Genomic DNA, 18456 nt, shown 5'->3' on the forward strand with positions numbered 1-18456 from the left:
CAAATGACCGCCATAAAGCTAATAACACCTTTCACAATTATCTCGATTGTTATTCATCAGTAACGAGCAACGATTCAACCCGATTAAGAGCTAAGTTCCATTCGCGTTGAATCATTGACCACAGTTCATCCTCTAATTGCTTTTTCTCAGGATTTTTAAACCAGTTTCCACTATGCGAAACAATTCTAACCTTATAGCCACTTCCCAGACCCCACTCTCTCTGGCAACTGGTCCAGAAATCTCTATCCTGCTTTAACTCTTCACGGAAGGAGGTTTGGCCCATGATCTGGATTTTTGTAAGCAATTCATCATAGGCTGTCTGAAGTAAGCGCTGGGATTGCCCAAGTAATTCTGCTGCCTCTTCTAGATCAGGAGTGACGGCCATGTTCTGACAAATTTCAGTAAACCCTAATACTGCAGAGTGAAGTGATTGAACTGCAATTTTTCTAGCCCCGTATCCTAAATGATGACCGAAGTTCAAGTTGTACCAATCACCATCTCGATTTACAGAAGCTCTTATTGTTGCGGCGTAAGCGTGACCCAATTGCTCAATAAGACTATCTTGAACGCGTAGATTCAAATGTTCAGGTGAACGATGACGATTTATCCAAGTTCTCAATTGTTGAGCTGCTTGACGGATGACTTCTTGGGTTTGCGCCTGCTCATAGTTTTGCAGAAGAACTTTGGCGTTGCTGATAATTTCGTCTAATTGTTGACCGAAAGATCGGCGTACATTGTCCAATTGATCTGAGAGGAAAGATTGGAACAGTGCTGGATCATCCTGACGAGAATCAAAGAAGCCAACTGCTAATTCAGATAATCCTAGAGGAGCTAAACTCATAGATATTTGTTCATGTTTTAGCTCATAGCCCTCTTCAACACTCTCAACTTTCAATCCTACTTCATCTTTTACTTCAAGTGCTTCACCAGAACGAGGGAGGACTAGTAAAGCTGCTTTTTGGATAAGATCGCGAACACCAGCATCTTTGGCTCGCTCTAGCAGTAATCTGGCCTCCGCTGCTGGGGCATTGTTAAAGCCAGAACAAAGGATTGCCAGCGTATGAGGATCATAAAGCAGGCCTTCAAGGTCAGATCGTGCAGCGGTGCGATCAATGCCTTTAGTATCAATGAAGCGAACCGATAGATCATTAATAGGAAGCAACTGCTTCGGTACAATTACCTCTATACGAGCAGGGAGTGTAAACTCCGGATGACGCCCATTATTAACTTCCTCAAATGTATCTTTTAACCAATTTAAAGGCTCTTTTCCTGTGCTGGCATCGTACCAGACATCTCGACGGTCACGGCGAGGCAGTTCCATTCTAGAAAGTATTTCGACTACAACCTCGCGGGTGCTTCCATGTGTTTTCGCAAGCTCTTTAGCTTCATCGCTACGGACAACTTTTCCGTCTTCTCCCTTGCTTTTACTAATGCGTAATCCTGCTAAGTTACGAATAGCCCTTTCTATTTCTTTTGAAATGCCCTGTGATTCTTCTCCGGTAATGCCTTGGGAGACATTTCCTTTAATATATTCTGCAAAATCAGATACATGGGAGCGAATGGCATCATCTGATGTTGGTTCAATTAGAAGACCGTAACCCGGCCCCTGTCTTAGATGTACTTCACAAACAGTAATACCGCCAGCACCAGCCTCAAGTACGGGGGCTAGAGGGCTTGTTTCAGTCACTGATACCTCAAGACCTGTAAGTCTGCAGATTGCAGTAGATTTGCCAATACCAATACTTCCTATAAAAGCAACCTGATGCTCGCGTTTGAGCAACAGGCTTGCTGAAGCCTTTAGCTCATCTACGTAAGTAGATAAACGACGTTCAAAAGCATGCTTCGTATCGGGCCTTTGGGCTAACTCTATTAACTGTTTAGCTACTTCTTCTGCAGACCATAAAAGATCTTGATCTGGATGATCCAAGCTTGGACGTTCCATTACCTGCCAGTCTCGCTCGATAATTGTGCGTAGTCTTAGGGCTTCTGGAGTATCTATAGCCTCTAATAACATGGATAGCTCGCCGGCATCAACCGAACGATCTCCGCTTTCAATACGAGATAAAACTGCTGCACTCCAAGTTACCTTACGGGCAAGTTCAGCTTGCTTGATACCGGCACGCTCACGAACGAGTGTTAGATGCTGACCCAACTCTAAAGGGGAAATATTTTTTTTCATCACAGTGCTCCATTTTTAATGATGAAATGATGCAGAAACGTTTCACTAAAATCAATCGAATATAGTGAAATGCTTTTTTGGCATGGCTGGATTGATTTTATATCATTGATAAATAATATATTTATATTTTATAGTGAGATCTTGATAGCTACATCATAACTATGGGGGCCGCTAAATTACCATCCATAGATTGGTAGGTTGCCAACACGCTAAGTGTTGATGTTAGGAATTATTCAGGCCACACAGATTTGAGAAGATTACTGAAAATTATTTGTATCTTTTCATGATGTTATGGTGTAAGGTCGTTTATAATGAGCATATTTTTATCCAGAGTTAATTGACATTATGAAGCAAGAAACAATCGTTCAAAAAATTTGGAGTCTGTGCAATATATTGAGAGGTGATGGAATCACTAATTATCAGTATGTGTCCGAACTCAGTTATCTGCTTTTTCTAAAAATTGCTCAAGAGAATGGAACTGAAAAGCTTATACCCAAGGGCTATCGATGGGCCGATTTAGAGTCCCATGAGTCAGCAGGATTATTAGGTTTTTATCAGGAAATGCTCACTCACTTGGGTGCATATGTAAAAAATCAAATTATCAGAGATATTTACGCATTCCCAACTACTGTTTTTTCTCATTCGGAAAATTTAAAAGCAGTTATTGACGGTATTTCTAAAATAGAGTGGCACCAAGTAGGAAAAGATGGATTTGGTGATGTATACAGCGGGTTGATCGACAAAAGTGCGCAGGATACTCGTTCTGGAGCAGGGCAATATTTTACTCCACGATCCTTAGTCAACACTATAGTTAGACTAATACAGCCAAACCTTGGAGATCTAATACAAGATCCAGCAACAGGGAGTGGTGGTTTTTTAATATCCGCAGATAGTTTTGTTCGACAGAAGAATACAATTGAACAATATAAAGACAATCCTCCAAAATACCAAGGGATTGAAATAGAGAAAAACACACGGCGTATTTGTCTCATGAATACTTTCTTGCATCAATTAGATGCAAAAATAGTTTATGGTGATGCTCTGACAGATGATGCTGCTGAATTAGATGAAGCCGATATAATTATAGCTAACCCTCCTTTTGGGAATAAGGCTGGAGGGCAAAGGACGCTACGAAGCGACATTCCTTATTCAAATACAAATAAGCAGTTCGCATTTTTGCAGCATATTTATTTAAAGTTGAAAGCGGGAGGGCGAGCTGCAGTTGTATTACCTGATAACGTTTTATTTGAATCAGGTATAGGTGCTGATATTCGTAGGGACCTAATGAATAAATGCAATCTGCATACTATATTACGCCTGCCAACTGGTATCTTTTATGCCCAGGGAGTTAAAACTAACGTACTTTTCTTTACTAAGGGCTCTGCTAAGGACAAATACCAACGAGAGAACTGTACTGAAAAAGTTTGGGTGTATGATCTTCGTACAAATATGCCCAGCTTTGGAAAAAGATTGCCTTTTGGCAATTCTGAGATTGGTTTTTCGCCAGTAGATTTCGGCACAGATCCCCACCTCGGTGCATTTGAAAGAGTGTTTGGTGACAGCCCCGATGGGACCAGTGAGCGTAAAGAAGGTGAGTATAGCTTTGGCGCAAAGGAGACAGAGATTGACAAGGCAAGCTTATTAGAAAGCGCAGAGATAGGTCAGCACTTGAAAAATTCTCGCTGGCGCAGCTTTACTCGTGAGTGGATTGAAAAAGTCAAAGGTGATTCGCTAGATATTTCTTGGTTGAAAGATAAAGGTAGCGTATACGCAGCTGACTTGCAGGAGCCTGAAACATTTGCACGAGAAGCAAAGGAAGAATTAGAAATTGCATTGCATGAGCTTGAAAGTTTGTTAGCGATATTGGAGGGAGTGAAGTGATGGTGTTACCTACATCTTGGCGAAAAACTACGCTTGGAGAGGTATTATTATCTGTTGTTGGTGGCGGTACTCCAAGCAAGTCGAACGCAGAATATTTCAAAGGGAATATTCCGTGGATGAGCGTTAAGGATATGAGAAGTATTATCATTAACGACACTATAGACCACATCTCAGAAGATGCCGTCAATGATAGTAGTACGAATATTATTCCAGCGGGAACGCCAATCATTGCAACTCGTATTAGCTTGGGTAAGATCGTCAAAGCTAATTTTGATTCAGCTATAAACCAAGATTTAAAAGCATTGTTTCCTGCAAGTGGTGTTAATTGCGATTACCTAGTCGGCTGGTATAGATCTATTTCTCGACTAGTTGAAGGGCTTGGAACCGGGACCACAGTCAAAGGAATCCGCTTAGAAGTTCTTAACTCTCTTGAATTCCCTCTCCCCCCTTTGGTTGAGCAAAAAATTATCGCTGAAAAACTCGCGACGTTATTAACACAGGTTGAAACAATCAAAGATCGTCTTGAACGTATCCCTCACATGTTAAAGAGATTTCGCGAATCTGTATTGAGTGCAGCTGTTAGCGGCAAGTTGACAGAGGCATGGCGGGGAGGTGAGTATTCCCAAAAAGGATATCCTGAAAATTGGACCGAACTAGGTTTAAATGATGTTGGAGAATTAGCTAGAGGAAAATCTAAACATAGACCTAGAAATGATCCTAGATTGTTTGGTGATAACTATCCATTCATACAAACAGGAGAAGTTGCCAACTCCAATGGTTATATTTCTAAGGCGGGAAATTATTATAGTGAGTTTGGGCTTTCACAGAGTAAGCTATTCCCCAAAGGTACTCTTTGTATAACAATTGCTGCTAATATTGCAGACACTTCGATTCTTGGGATTGATGCGTGTTTCCCTGATAGCATTGTGGGCTTTACACCGAAATTGGAAATGTGCAATGTTTTATTTGTCAAGTATCTGATTGATGTAAATAAGTCTAATCTTGAGAACTTTGCTCCTGCCACAGCTCAAAAAAATATTAATTTGAAAATACTTAATGCGATGAAAATTCCCTTTCCATCTTTAGACGAACAAAACGAAATAGTTCGTCGTGTTGAAGAGCTTTTGTCCTTTTCTGATGCTATTTTACAAAAAAGTAGCTCTGCCTTACTGCGCGTCAATAAATTAACCCAATCCATCCTGGCCAAAGCCTTTCGTGGTGAGCTTACTTCTGACTGGCGCATAGCCAACTCTAAACTTATTTCAGGCGTTAATAGTGCTGACGCTTTGTTGAAAAAAATAAAGATTGAGTGTGAAGTTTTTAAAAGCCAGCCAAAGCCAAAGCGCACTACAGTAAAAAAGACAAAAGGTAGTGGTATGAGCAAAAAAAATCTCACCGTGGTCGACGCTTTAAAACAAGCTGGAAAGCCTCTTAGCGGTCAGCAATTGCTATCGGCGACTGGATACCCCAGTGATGTCAATACTGAGCAATTGGAACGGTTTTTTTTGGATATTAGAGATGCTCTTGTATTAAAAAAATCCATTGTAAAACTTGATCGTGATGAAAATGGTCAAGACTGGTTCACTCTATCTGTGACAACTCTCAACGATTGAAGCAAAACTAAGGACAGTCCATGAAAGTTGACAAGTTGCATATTCGCTCACGCTTTAAAAACCTAGAGAATGTGCTGGTAGACTTCGACGAAAATCATTTAATGACTGTGGTGGTAGGACGTAATGGCTCCGGTAAATCCAACGTTATCGAAGCATTAGTATCTATATTTCGCAATCTTGACTTAGGTGAAGCGCCAATTTTTTCTTATGAGTTAGATTTTCAACTTGGCAAGGAGGGGGGGACTAAGTGGTATGACGTAAAAGTCGATGCTGATCCAAGTCGCGGAACGTTAGCTAAGCAATATCAGGTGTTTGTCAAAGATAAACATAGTAGTCAAACAGATTATAAGCTTATCCCCTTTTCTAAAGTTAAACGTGATAAAAACACTAAACAAGCTGAGTATCTTCCTAACTTTCTGTTCGCCTACTATTCAGGTCCTTCAGATAGATTAGAAAAATATTTCCGAAAACATCGTGATGATTATTATCGGGAGTTACTTTATAACAAGCTTGATCTGAAAGATGATATTAGAACCCTATTTTATGCTAAGTCTTTCCATAGCCAATTTGTTTTAATGGCTTTTTTTCTTAGCCCTAAATTCGAAAAAGAACGCATTTTTTTAAAGAGAGAACTCGGTATTGAAAGCCTTGACTCAATACATTTTGTTTTAAGGCGGCCTGCGTGGGAAAGAGATAAAGATGACATGTTTTGGGGGGCTGATGGTGTCGTCCGAAAATTCATTGATTTAATTTACCCCCACGCTTTAGCTCCGTTAAAGATTAACCGAAATGAGGGTACTAGTCTTACGGGAAAAAAACAGAAAAATGACTTCGTTCATATATTTCTTCCTTCTGTAGAGGCTCTTCATGAAATAGCAAAACAGTTAACACCGAGCGTTTTTTTTAAAATGCTTGAAAGTACAGTGCTTTCTGAAATTATCTCGGAAGTTCATGTCCGGGTTAAAGTAACTTACACTCAAGAACCAATAACATTTCAGGAGCTCAGTGAAGGCGAGCAACAATTACTAACTGTATTGGGATTACTTCAGTTTACAGGCGGTAAAGACTCATTATTTTTGCTTGATGAGCCTGACACACATCTTAACCCTTCATGGGCTGTGAAATATCTTAAATTCTTGCGAGAATTTGTACCTAATCATGAAACTTGCCATTTATTGATGGTCACTCATCACCCTCTAGCCATTGCTGAACTGAAAAAACAACAAGTTCAAGTAATGTGGCGTGATGAAAAACATTGTGTACATTCGCAAGAACCTTATCTAGATCCCCGTGGCGCGGGCTTTATGGGCACACTTACTGAGATTTTTGGTCTAAATACAACATTGGACTTAGAGACTCAAAAGTTATTGGACGATAGGAACGAACTGTCCCATATTGAAGCACGAACTACAGCTCAGAATACCCAATTGGATATTCTCAATGATGAACTAAATAGGTTGGGCTTTTCATTCGAAAACCGAGACCCATTATATAGCGATTTTCTTTTAGCATGGAAAGATCTTACGTACAGTGATAAACCACCTTTGACTCCCGATGATGCAGCTCACAGACGAGAAGCAATGAAAAAAGTTATCCAAATACTTCAAGCTAAAAAGGTTGGCGAATGATTTATATCAAACGAGATGCATCGCTGATTCCAGAAAAGGTATTTGATGTCGCTCAACGCGCTCAAAATGAGTTGGAAAGATTACCAGTCGAGCAAAGAAAAGATTTTATTAAAAAAAAGTCTCATATATGGAGAGGCTTTGCTAAATATTTAGCCAAAATGTCTTATGGAAAATGCTGGTATTCTGAGGCTAAAGATGCAGGTGCAAATTTTGACGTAGATCACTTCAGACCTAAAGCAGAAGCAAAAAGAGAAGAAAATTTAATCGATGCAGAAGGTTATGCATGGCTTGCATTTGACTGGGAAAATTTCAGACTATCAGCTCAGAACTGTAATCGTCTAAATACCGATCTGTCTGGTATTACCGTAGGAAAAGGAAATTGGTTCCCACTTCTGACAGGTAGTTCTAAGGCAACTTGGGATAATCGTTGCATAACTGATGAAAAAGTAATGCTTCTAGATCCAGTAGTTCAAACCGACCTCACTTATATAGACTATGACGATAGTGGTAGATTCACTTCAAGCAGGCACTGTATTGGGCAGGCAGCATTAAGAATTCAACAGTCAGCAATTATTTACGGCCTTAATTTTGAGAGAATGCGTGAGGCACGATTTCAGATCATGAAAGAAGCAAAAGAGCTTCTTGAAACTATACACCAAAGCGTTGCGGATTTTTATCTTATGGGTGATGAGGCACCTATGAGAACAATTGAACGTCAAATTGAACAGCTAAAGGCAAAAACCCGTGCTGATGCACCATTCAGCCGTGCAATAAGAGCTCAGCTTATAAAACTTGGAGCAGAAGACTATTTGATTGACAGAAGTTTGGACGTGGCATGATTGAAGTTTTTGCCTGACTTTTTTAAGAGCATTATATTTGCTTTTAATTTTTATTAAAATTAGGGCGGGGGGGGTGTGATCAATATTTAACGGTTGTTTATGACATCCATTTTTCTTAGGTTGAAAGTGTTCAACAGTGACTCTTTTTATTTTTTTCACTTTCTGAGAATGGAGTTATTGGTTATTTATTGTTTAAGTGTGTAATCATTTTGTGCTATGCATTTTTATGAGCCTGAGTTTGCAAGTCGATAGTTATTTTTTTTGTTTTTCCTAATTAGCTAGTTTTAGGTGTATCACATTTTTTTATTTAGTGCCTGGTTATTTCCTTTGCGGGGCTTAGGGTGAATATGTGATGGTATTTATCAATATGGATAAAAGAATACCCTAGTGACATGCTAATGGCCAAATTGAAAGGATTTTTCTATTTATCCTAAGTTTATAATGGTTGTTATACATTTCAATGATGGCATCTTTTGTTAAAAAGTCAGAGTAAAATCTCCCTGACTCCATAAGTTAATTAATCAATGTTTATCCGGTTTTTTCAATCGCTCATTGCATCTCAAGTTGCCAATGCTTTTGTAAAACATGTAGTAAAAGTTTTTGCCGCTTCGTTAAAATTTCTGGTGTCCATTCCATTTCAGACCTCACTTCTTGGGTTAAAACGAAAGGAGATGCGACTCCTTTTCCCTTAAAATAAACATTTTTTTTTGTAGCAAAATCATAGTTGCTAGCAGCTGGATTCTTGCGAATGTGTAAAGGGACCAGATTAGCGAGACGGTGTGTCCAATAATCTCGTTCTTCAGCGTCAGGAAACCAGTTCATCCACTCTGATGTTAGAGGAGGATTTTGCGGTAAGACATGTTCTAAAGAAAGATAGTCGAAAACCTGTTTTTTACTGCCATCACTGACTAATGCTTCAAGACGTAAAAATATCGTCATTCTGGCTTTGGTGAGCTTGCGGTAAATATCACCATCAAGGGCAGAGATAAAGTCCCTCTTTTGTAAGTCAGTAAGATCTAATGCCTGGAGAACGTCAACCTCTCCTTGATATGCTTTTGGCTCAATCTCCTTAATTAGCGCAGCGAAAGTGTCAATACGCTCATTAATACCAACTTTTGTAACAAGCAGGAAAAAGGTCAAACGTTCTAATTTTTTCAAAAAAAGCATGAGGTTTTTGGGATGATGTCTAAATCGTTTGAAGTAGACTAATGCTGGAGGTACCCAATCTTTGAAATCAACGCGATTTAGCCATGACAGATAATCATTTATAGTTTCGGCATGTTCAATTGCCTCAAAATCAGCGTTTCGTATAGAACTCCACACCTCAGCGTAAGGCATAATAACATTGTCAATTAAAGCTGCAGGAGTATTGTATTCGGGGACATATTCCTGAAACTCTCTGACCAATATGAATTTTTGCTTTTTCTTCGCATAAATACTGCGAATATGGCTAAACAGATCACTAAATGCCTCTCGCCCCAACGAACTTTCAATACGACTCCACTCTTTAGCATAAATGCGGCTTTTGATTTCTCCTTCCTTAGTACGGAGTAGCCCGAGTATTTGTGCTTTGATGATATCGATCGGAGCCAGATCTAATCCTCTATTATTAAGTACGGAGAAGATGCGATATGCGGCATCGAGGTCTGGAGTAGAAATGACAACCAACGAGCAATCATTAGCTAAAAATTTCCATAAAGCAATAAGGTCGGCTTGTGGCAGCACCCTTGCTTTATTGAGGAGTAGAGTTGTATTCTCACGATATCTAAGGCGGCTGTCTTCGAGTTTTTCTGTGCTTGCTACCAATTTTTCAATACCACCCGCCTCTTGAATATTAGCGCGAAAGAAGTCGGCATCTTCCTCTCTGGCTATCAACCTGTATTCGTTTTTCTCCCCTAAGCTGAACTTTCCTTTTTTGTAGAGAAAATCGGTGATGTCGTCGGCAGCCTCTGGCATCACTGCACGCAGAACAGCGAATAATATTGTAAGTGTAGAGAGACGTTGTTGCCCATCAACTACGAAGGACTTAGGTTCCCGATCATTTTTGATCAGAACGATGCTACCTAGAAAGTATTGGCTATTTGCCCCTGAAACTCGTGTGTCTTGCATCGAAGAGTACAAATCATCGAACAATTCTGAAGCTTGCTCAGTTGTCCACGCGTACGGGCGTTGATAATCTGGTATTTCGAATTGATAGCTGCCTTCAAATATTTCACGAATTAATTTGTCATGGGCTTCAAGAGTTTTTGCCATTTGAATTTTCTCTAAATTTAATACTCGTTTCAAAGTACTTTTTTATGTGTTTCTAAAGTTATTTCAGGGTAAGCATAAACTAAAATTAACATTGAGATAGGAGTGTTTAGGGATTTTTTGTGGCCTTCGGTACTAAACTCAATTATAGATTTTTCAGCGTAATCCTTACACTTTCAGCGATGAAAAGGCATCAAGACCGTTACTAACTCTTGTGGTTAATTTAGTGTAGGTTAAAGTGCTGCTTTTATTAATTATATTAAATAATTCTTTATTTATCATGCATAACACACCAATGCATCATCGTTTACGAAACAGTAGTCTTGCTATCAGCGCATCTTACCCATTCATCAAGCTTATCAGCCCATCCCTGCATCATCACTTTACGCTCATCAAGATAAGTTGCATGGTTGTATGCGCGGCGAACATTATTGGTATCAGCATGGGCAAGTTGAGCCTCGATAGCATCAGGTCGATAGCCCATCTCGTTTAAACGTGTACTGCCTGTTGTTCTGGTAGCATGTGGGCTATAAATACCACCCCAGCCGAGGCTTTTCAGTAGCTGACGCAGAGAGTGTGATGTCATTGGCCCTAGCGGATTATCTCTGCCTGGAAATAGATGCTGACGATGCCCGGTTAATCCTTGCAGCGTTTTGAGCATTTTGACTGCTTGGTAGGGAAGGGGAATAACATGTTCCTTACGAGCTTTCATGCGCGTTGCCGGAATGATCCATAATGCGTTATCAAGATCGAATTCGGCCCATGCTGCTTCGGTGGCTTCGGCTGGACGCGCTAGCGTCCACCACATTAACCACATGCAATAATTAACCTGGTATGAGCCGCGACTGTTGTCAAAACACCCTAATAACTTCCCGATTTGCTGCAGAGACAATGCCTGTTTGTGCTGCGTTTTATTTGCCGGGATCGCCTTACGTACTGGCCAGACAGGATCGCTATCAGCTCTGAGCGTCGCTACTGCTAGCTCAAAAACCGATGAAATGGTGCGGCGGGCTTCAGCGGCAACGGACGGAGCACCGCGCTTAGCAGTTTCCTGAAGAATTTTTAAGATGTGGTGCGGGGTTATTTCCCTGACTGGGAGCTTTCCTATTGCGGGGAAAACCACACGTTTAAGCATATCTAGTCGCCGCATTTTGGTGATTTCGGCCCAGTCTTTCATCTGCAACCACTCTTTAGCAACTAGCTCAAAGGTGTTGGATGCGTCATTGACCTTGCGGATCTTATCTAACTGGCGAGCCTGAGTAGGGCTAACTCCATTCGCGACTTGTTTACGCGCTTGCTCGCATTTCTCGCGAGCTTCGGCAAGTTTAACCGTCGGGTACTCACCCAGCGCAAACATGCTGGATTTACCGTTAAATTTAAACCGATAGCGCCACGCCTTTTTGCCATTAGGTTTAACTTCGAGGTATAAGCCATTGAAATCGTTTAGACGATAGAGCTTTTCTTTCGCTTTTGCTGTGCGGCATTGAGTATCAGTGAGCATAACGATTCCTTGTATATTTATTATACCGTTATTGTACTCACTAAAAATAAAGATGGAAGTTTGATGTACTCACCTACGTACTCATTTTTGACTGCGCTTCTACGGAATCATTTGAGACGCTATGAAACGACAAATCCACGCAAATGCGTGGATTTAATCATTTTTTGTGAAAGTCATGAGATTGAATGAAACCTCATGAGACAACACATGTTATTTAGACGTTGAACAGGAAGTTCATCACGTCGCCATCTTTCACGATGTACTCTTTACCTTCCGAGCGCATCTTGCCGGCTTCTTTCGCGCCTTGCTCACCTTTGTAGGTAACAAAGTCATCAAACGCGATGGTTTGTGCGCGGATAAAGCCTTTCTCGAAGTCGGTGTGAATTTTACCGGCAGCCTGCGGCGCGGTGGCACCCACAGGGATGGTCCAGGCACGTACTTCTTTCACGCCAGCGGTGAAGTAAGTTTGCAGGTTGAGCAGGGCATAACCTGCACGGATCACGCGGTTCAGACCCGGTTCTTCCAGACCCAACTCCGCCATGAATTCGTCACGTTCTTCGTCATCCAGCTCAGCAATGTCGGATTCAACGGCTGCGCACACTGGCACCACCACTGAACCTTCGGCTTCCGCAATCGCACGCACCTGATCGAGGTACGGGTTATTTTCAAAACCGTCTTCGTTAACGTTGGCGATATACATGGTTGGCTTCAGGGTCAGGAAGCTCAGGTAGCGGATGGCCGCTTTCTCGTCTGCATCCAGTTTCAGCGCGCGCAACATGCCAGCTTCGGACAGGTGCGGCAGGCACTTCTCTAATGCAGCCAGTTCAGCTTTAGCATCTTTGTCGCCGCCTTTGGCTTTCTTCTGGCAACGCTGAATGGCACGTTCACAGGTATCCAGATCGGACAGCGCCAGCTCAGTGTTGATGACGTCAATATCTTCCGCCGGGTTCACTTTGCCGGAAACGTGAATAATATTGTCGTTCTCGAAGCAACGCACCACGTGGCCGATAGCTTCGGTTTCACGGATGTTGGTCAGGAACTGGTTACCCAGACCTTCACCTTTGGATGCGCCTTTCACCAGACCGGCGATATCGACGAATTCCATGGTGGTCGGCACAACACGCTGCGGCTTAACGATTTCGCTCAGCTGATCGAGGCGCAGATCGGGCATTGGCACCACACCGGTGTTAGGCTCGATGGTGCAGAACGGAAAGTTGGCTGCTTCGATACCCGCTTTGGTCAGCGCGTTGAACAGGGTGGATTTACCGACGTTCGGCAGGCCCACAATACCGCATTTAAATCCCATGGTCTGATTACCTTTCTCACTGAGTGTGCGGCACTGACTGGCAGCGCCGACAGATTCAAAAAATTTCGCGCATTATACACAGAATTGCCTTCTGCGGCGCGGGAATTGGCCTTAGCCAGCCTTGAACGCATGCAGGCGGTTCATCGCCTTGATTTTGTCTTCTTTCAGCCACAACTCAGTACAGCGCACCGCTTCATCCACGGCATCATCAATCAGCTTTTGCTCGCTGGCTGGGGGTTTACCCAGCACGAAGCCGGTGACTTTATTACGATCGCCGGGATGGCCGATGCCAACCCGCAGGCGATGGAAATTGTTGTTATTGCCCAGCTTACTGATGATGTCTTTCAGACCGTTGTGTCCGCCGTGACCACCGCCCTGTTTAAATTTGGCGATGCCCGGAGGCAGATCCAGTTCATCGTGTGCCACTAAAATCTCTTCCGGTGCGATGCGATAAAACGTCGCCATCGCGCCCACCGCTTTGCCGCTGAGATTCATAAAGGTGGTGGGCACCAACAGGCGCACATCTTCACCCGCCAGTGACAGGCGCGCGGTATAGCCGAAAAATTTTGGCTCTTCTTTTAACGACTGATTATGTCTTTCGGCCAGCAAATCCACATACCAGGCACCCGCGTTATGACGCGTTGCGGCGTATTCAGCGCCGGGATTGGCCAGCCCCACAATCAGTTTAATGCTGCTCACGATGTTTATCCTGTCTTGCTGCGGAAAGGGCGATAGTTTACTGCCTGCAAGCGGCGATGACAAAGGGTGCTGAGCACAGATGATACCTCTGAGTGACTTATCAATTTCTATCGAAATCAAGCCTCTGGCCGTAAAGAAATGTCAGAGATTGTGAAGGATGTGTGATCCTGTCCGCAACTTAACCTGCGGTCATTGCCTAAACTTATGACAAGTTAACCATACGTGCTGTTTTGCTTTTTCATAAGGATGGGGTGAATCATGAAACGTCAACAATGCCGCTATTTAGGTAATGGCCTGATGTGTTTAGGTTTACTGACGATGGTGTTAGGCGTCGGCTATTCCATTATTAATCAGCTGCCTGCGTTAAACCTGCCGCAATTCCTTGCCCATGGTGCCATGTTCAGTATCTTTGTCGGGGCACTGCTGTGGCTGGTCGGCGCGCGTGTCAGTGGACGTGAGCGTGTTGAAGACCGTTACTTCTGGTTGCGCCATTACGGTGACAAACGCTGCCGCCGCGATCACTCCTCACATTAAGAGAGAGCCGCTTCCTGCATAGGCTGTAACTGCATGAAATAACGCTCGACGCGGTTACGGCCACTGGCTTTGGCACGATACAACGCTTCATCTGCCAGCCCGAGTAAAGTTGGGAAGGTGTGATCGCGATGATGAGCGGTGGCATAGCCAATACTCACCGTGTAGCAAACATCGTTAGGCTGTGAGAGCTGCGTGGCCAGTCGGATTCGCTCACACACACGTTCCGCAGCTTCACTATCGCCGGGTATAATCGCCGCAAACTCTTCGCCACCTAAACGGGCGAAGTGACCCTCTGCGGGTAATAACGCCTGCACCACCTGACAAAAATCGATCAATACGCGGTCACCCTGCAGATGGCCGTAACGATCGTTGATGCCTTTGAAATGGTCGAGATCAAACAGCACGGCCGAGTAAACCAGGGGTTGCGGATTACGCGTGTTGCGTAACACTAATCTGTCGGCTTGCTCGAACAGGGCGCGACGATTCCAGACGCTGGTCAGGGGATCGTGAAGCGAAGCGCGTTTGTGAGCTATCTGCGTGCGTTCGTTGACCATCGCCAGAATGGTAAAAGTCAGGCCAATCACAAACAGAATGGACTCCAGAATCACATAAACCGAAAAACTCGAGCCTGCTATTGCGCCGCGCACTGGCGTAGCGATGGCGTCATCAAGGAAGATACGCGCCACGTGAAACAACAGATGGATCCACAGCAACATCTGCGCGGGCCAAAAAGTCACTTGCAGGGCATCGCGCGATTGCCATAACAACCTTATCAGTGCGCCAGTGTATATGATGCACAGCAGGCACAGCACTAAAACGCGTTTAGGCTGACTGGCATAAAACTGTGGGAACGTGCAAAGAATGGCCCATAACAGTGCGCCTGCTAACCAGCTGAAGCCTAAGGGTTTATTGCAGAAAGCACGAAAAGCATTGAGCAGATTGCCGTAGGCCAGCAGCATCACCACGTTGCCGACAGCAATAGGGAGAAAAACAAAGCCAGCACTGCGCAGACTGCTGAGGAAGACCGCCATCAGGGTCAATGTGAGCGCCAGCGTAGTGAACCCCAGCACGCGATCGTACTGTGCACCTACCCAGGCGAACACCAAAATAATGCTCAAAAACCCCAGCACATAGAGCTCGCAAACAAACAGCGTGTAGATGTCGAGAGTCATAGTGGTCGGAGTTCTCAGAAAAAAGTGTGGAGAAAATACCACTAATCAATGGCCCGCTAAAGCTAAGCATCGCATGTCGTTTGAAAAGAGTGTAAGGCAGGGAGAATAGCGAGTTTTAACGAAATTTATCGCGAAAATATCTGCGCAGAAAGCGGCTTAATCGGTAAATGAAGCGGATGGTCAGAAATAAAAACCGGGCGCGGGGCCCGGTTTCATGCAATGTATTAATGTTCGAACATTGCGGAGATGGACTCTTCGTTACTGATACGGCGAATCGCTTCGGCCAGCATGCCAGAGAGCGTTAAGGTACGCACGATTGGCAACGCTTTCATCTCGTCTGACAGTGGAATGGTATCGCACACGATAACCTGATCGATCACTGACTTACGCAGGTTTTCCACCGCGTTGCCAGAGAAGATGGGGTGAGTCGCATAAGCGAAGACACGTTTCGCACCGCGTTCTTTCAACGCTTCAGCTGCTTTGCACAGCGTACCGCCGGTGTCGATCATATCGTCGACCAGTACACAGTCACGACCCGCCACGTCACCGATGATGTGCATCACCTGAGAAACGTTCGCACGCGGGCGACGTTTATCGATGATAGCCATGTCAGTGTCATTGAGCAGTTTAGCAATAGCACGCGCACGCACGACGCCGCCGATGTCCGGGGAAACCACAATCGGGTTTTCCAGGCCAATCTGCAGCATATCTTCCAGCAGGATTGGGCTACCGAACACGTTATCAACCGGGACATCGAAGAAGCCCTGAATCTGTTCGGCGTGCAGATCAACCGTCAGAACACGGTCAACACCTACGCTGGAGAGGAAATCGGCGACCACTTTGGCGGTGATAGGCACACGAGCAGAACGCACGCGGCGGTCCTGACGGGCATAACCAAAGTAAGGGATAACAGCAGTAATACGACCAGCAGAAGCCCGACGCAACGCGTCGACCATCACAACCAGCTCCATCAGATTATCATTGGTGGGGGCACAGGTGGACTGGATGATGAAAATATCACCACCGCGTACATTTTCGTTGATCTGTACACTTACTTCACCATCACTGAAACGGCCGACAGCGGCGTCTCCGAGGCTAGTGTAAAGGCGGTTGGCAATACGTTGTGCTAGTTCCGGGGTGGCGTTACCAGCAAATAGCTTCATATCAGGCACGAGAAGAACCTCAGGCTTGGCGTCCAGAGAATGAACGTTTCAAAAGTAACCGGCGAATACTTTTGAAGTCGTTCATACGTGTGTGTTAATGCGTCACGTGCAGTGCCTGGAACAGGGTGGCACTGTCACGCAAACGCTTAGAGCCCGGAAAGGGTACGTTGCAACGGCGAGTGATTAAGCCCGCGAGCCACAAATCCGTTAATCCATTTCGGGGCAAGCTCCAGCACCTGACGAGCAGCGGACTCGGTGTTAAATTCAGCAAACACACAAGCTCCCGTCCCGGTCAGGCGCGACGGCGCGTATTCTAGCAGCCAGGAAAGCAGCGCATCAACCTCGCGAAAACGTTTTCTTGCCACAGCTTCACAATCATTGTGAAAAGGACGCTGTAACAGTTCATCTAATGTGCGTATCGGTGAATTGCGCGTCAAGTCAGGATCGCGAAAGATATCCGGCGTGCCGATGCTGATGCCAGGATGCGCCACCAGATACCATTTTTCTTCCGGTTCGGCGGGCTGAATCTCTTCGCCAATCCCTTCAGCAAAGGCAGCGTGACCGCGCACAAACACCGGAACATCGGCACCGAGCTTGATACCCAGCGTGGCTAACTCATCCACGTTAAGACCGGTTCTCCACAAATGGTTGAGCGCCACCAGCACGGTCGCGGCGTCAGATGAGCCTCCGCCGAGACCGCCACCCATCGGCAGGCGTTTCTCCAGCGCAATTTGCGCACCCGCGTTTTCGGGCAGCGTACCGCGAACGGCCGCTGCCTGTTTTAACATCCGCGCCGCCCGCACGATCAGGTTCTCGTCGTCGGCAACGCCCGCCAGAGGCGTTAACAGCGTAATGTTCCCGCTGCTATCAGGCGTGATTTCCAGCGTGTCGCCGTGATCAAGAAACTGAAACAGCGTTTGCAGATTGTGGTAGCCGTCAGCACGACGGCCAGTAATGTAGAGAAACAGATTCAGTTTTGCCGGAGCAGGCCAGGTGGTGATCATTGCGTGGTCCAACTATCCATGCGCAGTTTGATACGCTGACCACCTTCTGTCAGTTCCAGGTTGGCCGGCAGCGGTGGATTGACCTTGCTGTCATAATCAGCGATGTTCACTTTCCACTGCTGGCCATTACGGCTGTAATTCACACTCTGCAACTGATAGCTGCTGTTGAGCTGATAATCCTTGGCATCACCCGGCAGACCCATCATCCACTGACGCAGATTCGCCAGTGGGATATCCATGCCGGTCAACTGTGAAATCATCTTCTCAGCGTCATTGCTCACATAGCGCTTGCCTTTGTTATCGACGATTTGCACCACCGAACCCTGCGCATCAAGTTGCAACTCGGTGCTGCCCAATGGATTAGTTAATAACAGACGATAGCGATCGGCGGCAGTTTGCTGCCAGTTAAAGCGCGCATAAACTTTTTGCTTGTCAGAGAGATAAGCAAAGGCGCCACGCGTTTGATATTGGCTGATTTTCTCAACGGCTTGTTGATGCTGCTGCCATTGCGGTGAGGTGGTGCTGGGGCCTGGACCTTGTGGTTTGTTGATGCTACAAGCAGCCAGCAATACGCTGGCAAGGGGCAAAAGGCGCAACAGCTTGCGCGGGGGCAAATGCATCACGTGGTCGTCTCCTCAGACACGTTTTTACTTCGTAACCGGTAACGCTAACCATCCAATACTATGC

General features: G+C 44.7%; 14 protein-coding genes. 5 read left to right on the forward strand and 9 right to left on the reverse strand.

What is annotated here, in order from left to right; genetic code table 11:
• Nucleotides 1-49 precede the first annotated feature (49 nt).
• Nucleotides 50-2179 (reverse strand): helix-turn-helix transcriptional regulator, encoded by a 2130-nt coding sequence (locus VI01_RS17050; protein ID WP_045816012.1) that lies wholly within the window; start codon nt 2177-2179, stop codon nt 50-52.
• A 345-nt stretch (nt 2180-2524) separates the two neighbouring features.
• Between VI01_RS17050 and VI01_RS17055 the strand changes: the two genes are divergently transcribed.
• Genes VI01_RS17055 through VI01_RS17070 form a run of 4 tightly spaced genes read left to right on the forward strand, consistent with a single transcriptional unit; the run spans nt 2525 to nt 8140 of the window.
• Nucleotides 2525-4060 carry an N-6 DNA methylase gene (locus tag VI01_RS17055; RefSeq protein WP_045816013.1) on the forward strand — a complete coding sequence of 512 codons (1536 nt, stop codon included), beginning with the start codon at nt 2525-2527 and terminating at the stop codon, nt 4058-4060.
• On the forward strand, nt 4060-5673 hold the full coding sequence (locus tag VI01_RS17060; protein ID WP_045816014.1) for a restriction endonuclease subunit S: 1614 nt from the start codon (nt 4060-4062) through the stop codon (nt 5671-5673). Before VI01_RS17055 ends, VI01_RS17060 begins: the two co-directional genes overlap by 1 nt.
• Before the next feature lie 20 nt (nt 5674-5693).
• Nucleotides 5694-7301 carry an AAA family ATPase gene (locus tag VI01_RS17065; RefSeq protein WP_045816015.1) on the forward strand — a complete coding sequence of 536 codons (1608 nt, stop codon included), beginning with the start codon at nt 5694-5696 and terminating at the stop codon, nt 7299-7301.
• On the forward strand, nt 7298-8140 hold the full coding sequence (locus VI01_RS17070) for a hypothetical protein (protein WP_045816016.1): 843 nt from the start codon (nt 7298-7300) through the stop codon (nt 8138-8140). The genes VI01_RS17065 and VI01_RS17070 overlap by 4 nt, the downstream gene beginning before the upstream one ends.
• A 549-nt stretch (nt 8141-8689) precedes the next feature.
• Here VI01_RS17070 and VI01_RS17075 read toward each other — a convergent pair.
• From VI01_RS17075 to pth, 4 genes are all read right to left on the reverse strand, one after another.
• Entirely contained in the window at nt 8690-10393 is a 1704-nt protein-coding gene (locus VI01_RS17075; protein ID WP_045816017.1) for a DUF262 domain-containing protein, read from the reverse strand.
• A 304-nt stretch (nt 10394-10697) separates the two neighbouring features.
• Nucleotides 10698-11891 (reverse strand): integrase arm-type DNA-binding domain-containing protein, encoded by a 1194-nt coding sequence (locus VI01_RS17080; protein ID WP_045816018.1) that lies wholly within the window; start codon nt 11889-11891, stop codon nt 10698-10700.
• Nucleotides 11892-12105: 214 nt separating this feature from the next.
• Nucleotides 12106-13197, reverse strand: a complete 1092-nt coding sequence (ychF, locus tag VI01_RS17085; RefSeq protein WP_034824290.1) for a redox-regulated ATPase YchF — start codon at nt 13195-13197, stop codon at nt 12106-12108.
• 111 nt (nt 13198-13308) lie between these two features.
• Entirely contained in the window at nt 13309-13896 is a 588-nt protein-coding gene (pth, locus tag VI01_RS17090) for an aminoacyl-tRNA hydrolase (protein WP_038646426.1), read from the reverse strand.
• 258 nt (nt 13897-14154) lie between these two features.
• Here pth and ychH point away from each other — a divergent pair, with 258 nt between their 5' ends.
• Entirely contained in the window at nt 14155-14430 is a 276-nt protein-coding gene (gene ychH, locus VI01_RS17095) for a stress-induced protein YchH (RefSeq protein WP_045816019.1), read from the forward strand.
• On the opposite strand, the gene VI01_RS17100 is transcribed toward ychH, so the two are convergent.
• The 4 genes from VI01_RS17100 to lolB form a co-directional block, all read right to left on the reverse strand.
• A complete protein-coding gene (locus tag VI01_RS17100; RefSeq protein ID WP_045816020.1) occupies nt 14427-15602 on the reverse strand; it encodes a GGDEF domain-containing protein in 1176 nt (391 codons plus the stop codon). The two genes, ychH and VI01_RS17100, sit on opposite strands and share 4 nt — an antisense overlap.
• A gap of 224 nt (nt 15603-15826) precedes the next feature.
• Nucleotides 15827-16774 (reverse strand): ribose-phosphate diphosphokinase, encoded by a 948-nt coding sequence (gene prs / locus VI01_RS17105; protein WP_034824282.1) that lies wholly within the window; start codon nt 16772-16774, stop codon nt 15827-15829.
• A 137-nt stretch (nt 16775-16911) separates the two neighbouring features.
• Nucleotides 16912-17769, reverse strand: coding sequence for a 4-(cytidine 5'-diphospho)-2-C-methyl-D-erythritol kinase (gene ispE / locus VI01_RS17110; protein ID WP_045816021.1), 858 nt, complete (start codon nt 17767-17769; stop codon nt 16912-16914).
• Nucleotides 17766-18389, reverse strand: a complete 624-nt coding sequence (gene lolB / locus VI01_RS17115) for a lipoprotein insertase outer membrane protein LolB (RefSeq protein ID WP_045816022.1) — start codon at nt 18387-18389, stop codon at nt 17766-17768. Before lolB ends, ispE begins: the two co-directional genes overlap by 4 nt.
• Nucleotides 18390-18456 lie beyond the last annotated feature (67 nt).

It is taken from the genome of Pantoea sp. SM3 (assembly GCF_000963995.1).
Taxonomy (GTDB): domain Bacteria; phylum Pseudomonadota; class Gammaproteobacteria; order Enterobacterales; family Enterobacteriaceae; genus Pantoea; species Pantoea rwandensis_B.

Bases quoted from the DNA above. Each gene is read 5' to 3' on its own strand.
- VI01_RS17050 (WP_045816012.1), bottom strand. From the start codon at position 2,179: ATGAAAAAAAATATTTCCCCTTTAGAGTTGGGTCAGCATCTAACACTC.
- VI01_RS17055 (WP_045816013.1), top strand. From the start codon at position 2,525: ATGAAGCAAGAAACAATCGTTCAAAAAATTTGGAGTCTGTGCAATATA.
- VI01_RS17060 (WP_045816014.1), top strand. From the start codon at position 4,060: ATGGTGTTACCTACATCTTGGCGAAAAACTACGCTTGGAGAGGTATTA.
- VI01_RS17065 (WP_045816015.1), top strand. From the start codon at position 5,694: ATGAAAGTTGACAAGTTGCATATTCGCTCACGCTTTAAAAACCTAGAG.
- VI01_RS17070 (WP_045816016.1), top strand. From the start codon at position 7,298: ATGATTTATATCAAACGAGATGCATCGCTGATTCCAGAAAAGGTATTT.
- VI01_RS17075 (WP_045816017.1), bottom strand. From the start codon at position 10,393: ATGGCAAAAACTCTTGAAGCCCATGACAAATTAATTCGTGAAATATTT.
- VI01_RS17080 (WP_045816018.1), bottom strand. From the start codon at position 11,891: ATGCTCACTGATACTCAATGCCGCACAGCAAAAGCGAAAGAAAAGCTC.
- ychF (WP_034824290.1), bottom strand. From the start codon at position 13,197: ATGGGATTTAAATGCGGTATTGTGGGCCTGCCGAACGTCGGTAAATCC.
- ychH (WP_045816019.1), top strand. From the start codon at position 14,155: ATGAAACGTCAACAATGCCGCTATTTAGGTAATGGCCTGATGTGTTTA.
- VI01_RS17100 (WP_045816020.1), bottom strand. From the start codon at position 15,602: ATGACTCTCGACATCTACACGCTGTTTGTTTGCGAGCTCTATGTGCTG.
- ispE (WP_045816021.1), bottom strand. From the start codon at position 17,769: ATGATCACCACCTGGCCTGCTCCGGCAAAACTGAATCTGTTTCTCTAC.
- lolB (WP_045816022.1), bottom strand. From the start codon at position 18,389: ATGCATTTGCCCCCGCGCAAGCTGTTGCGCCTTTTGCCCCTTGCCAGC.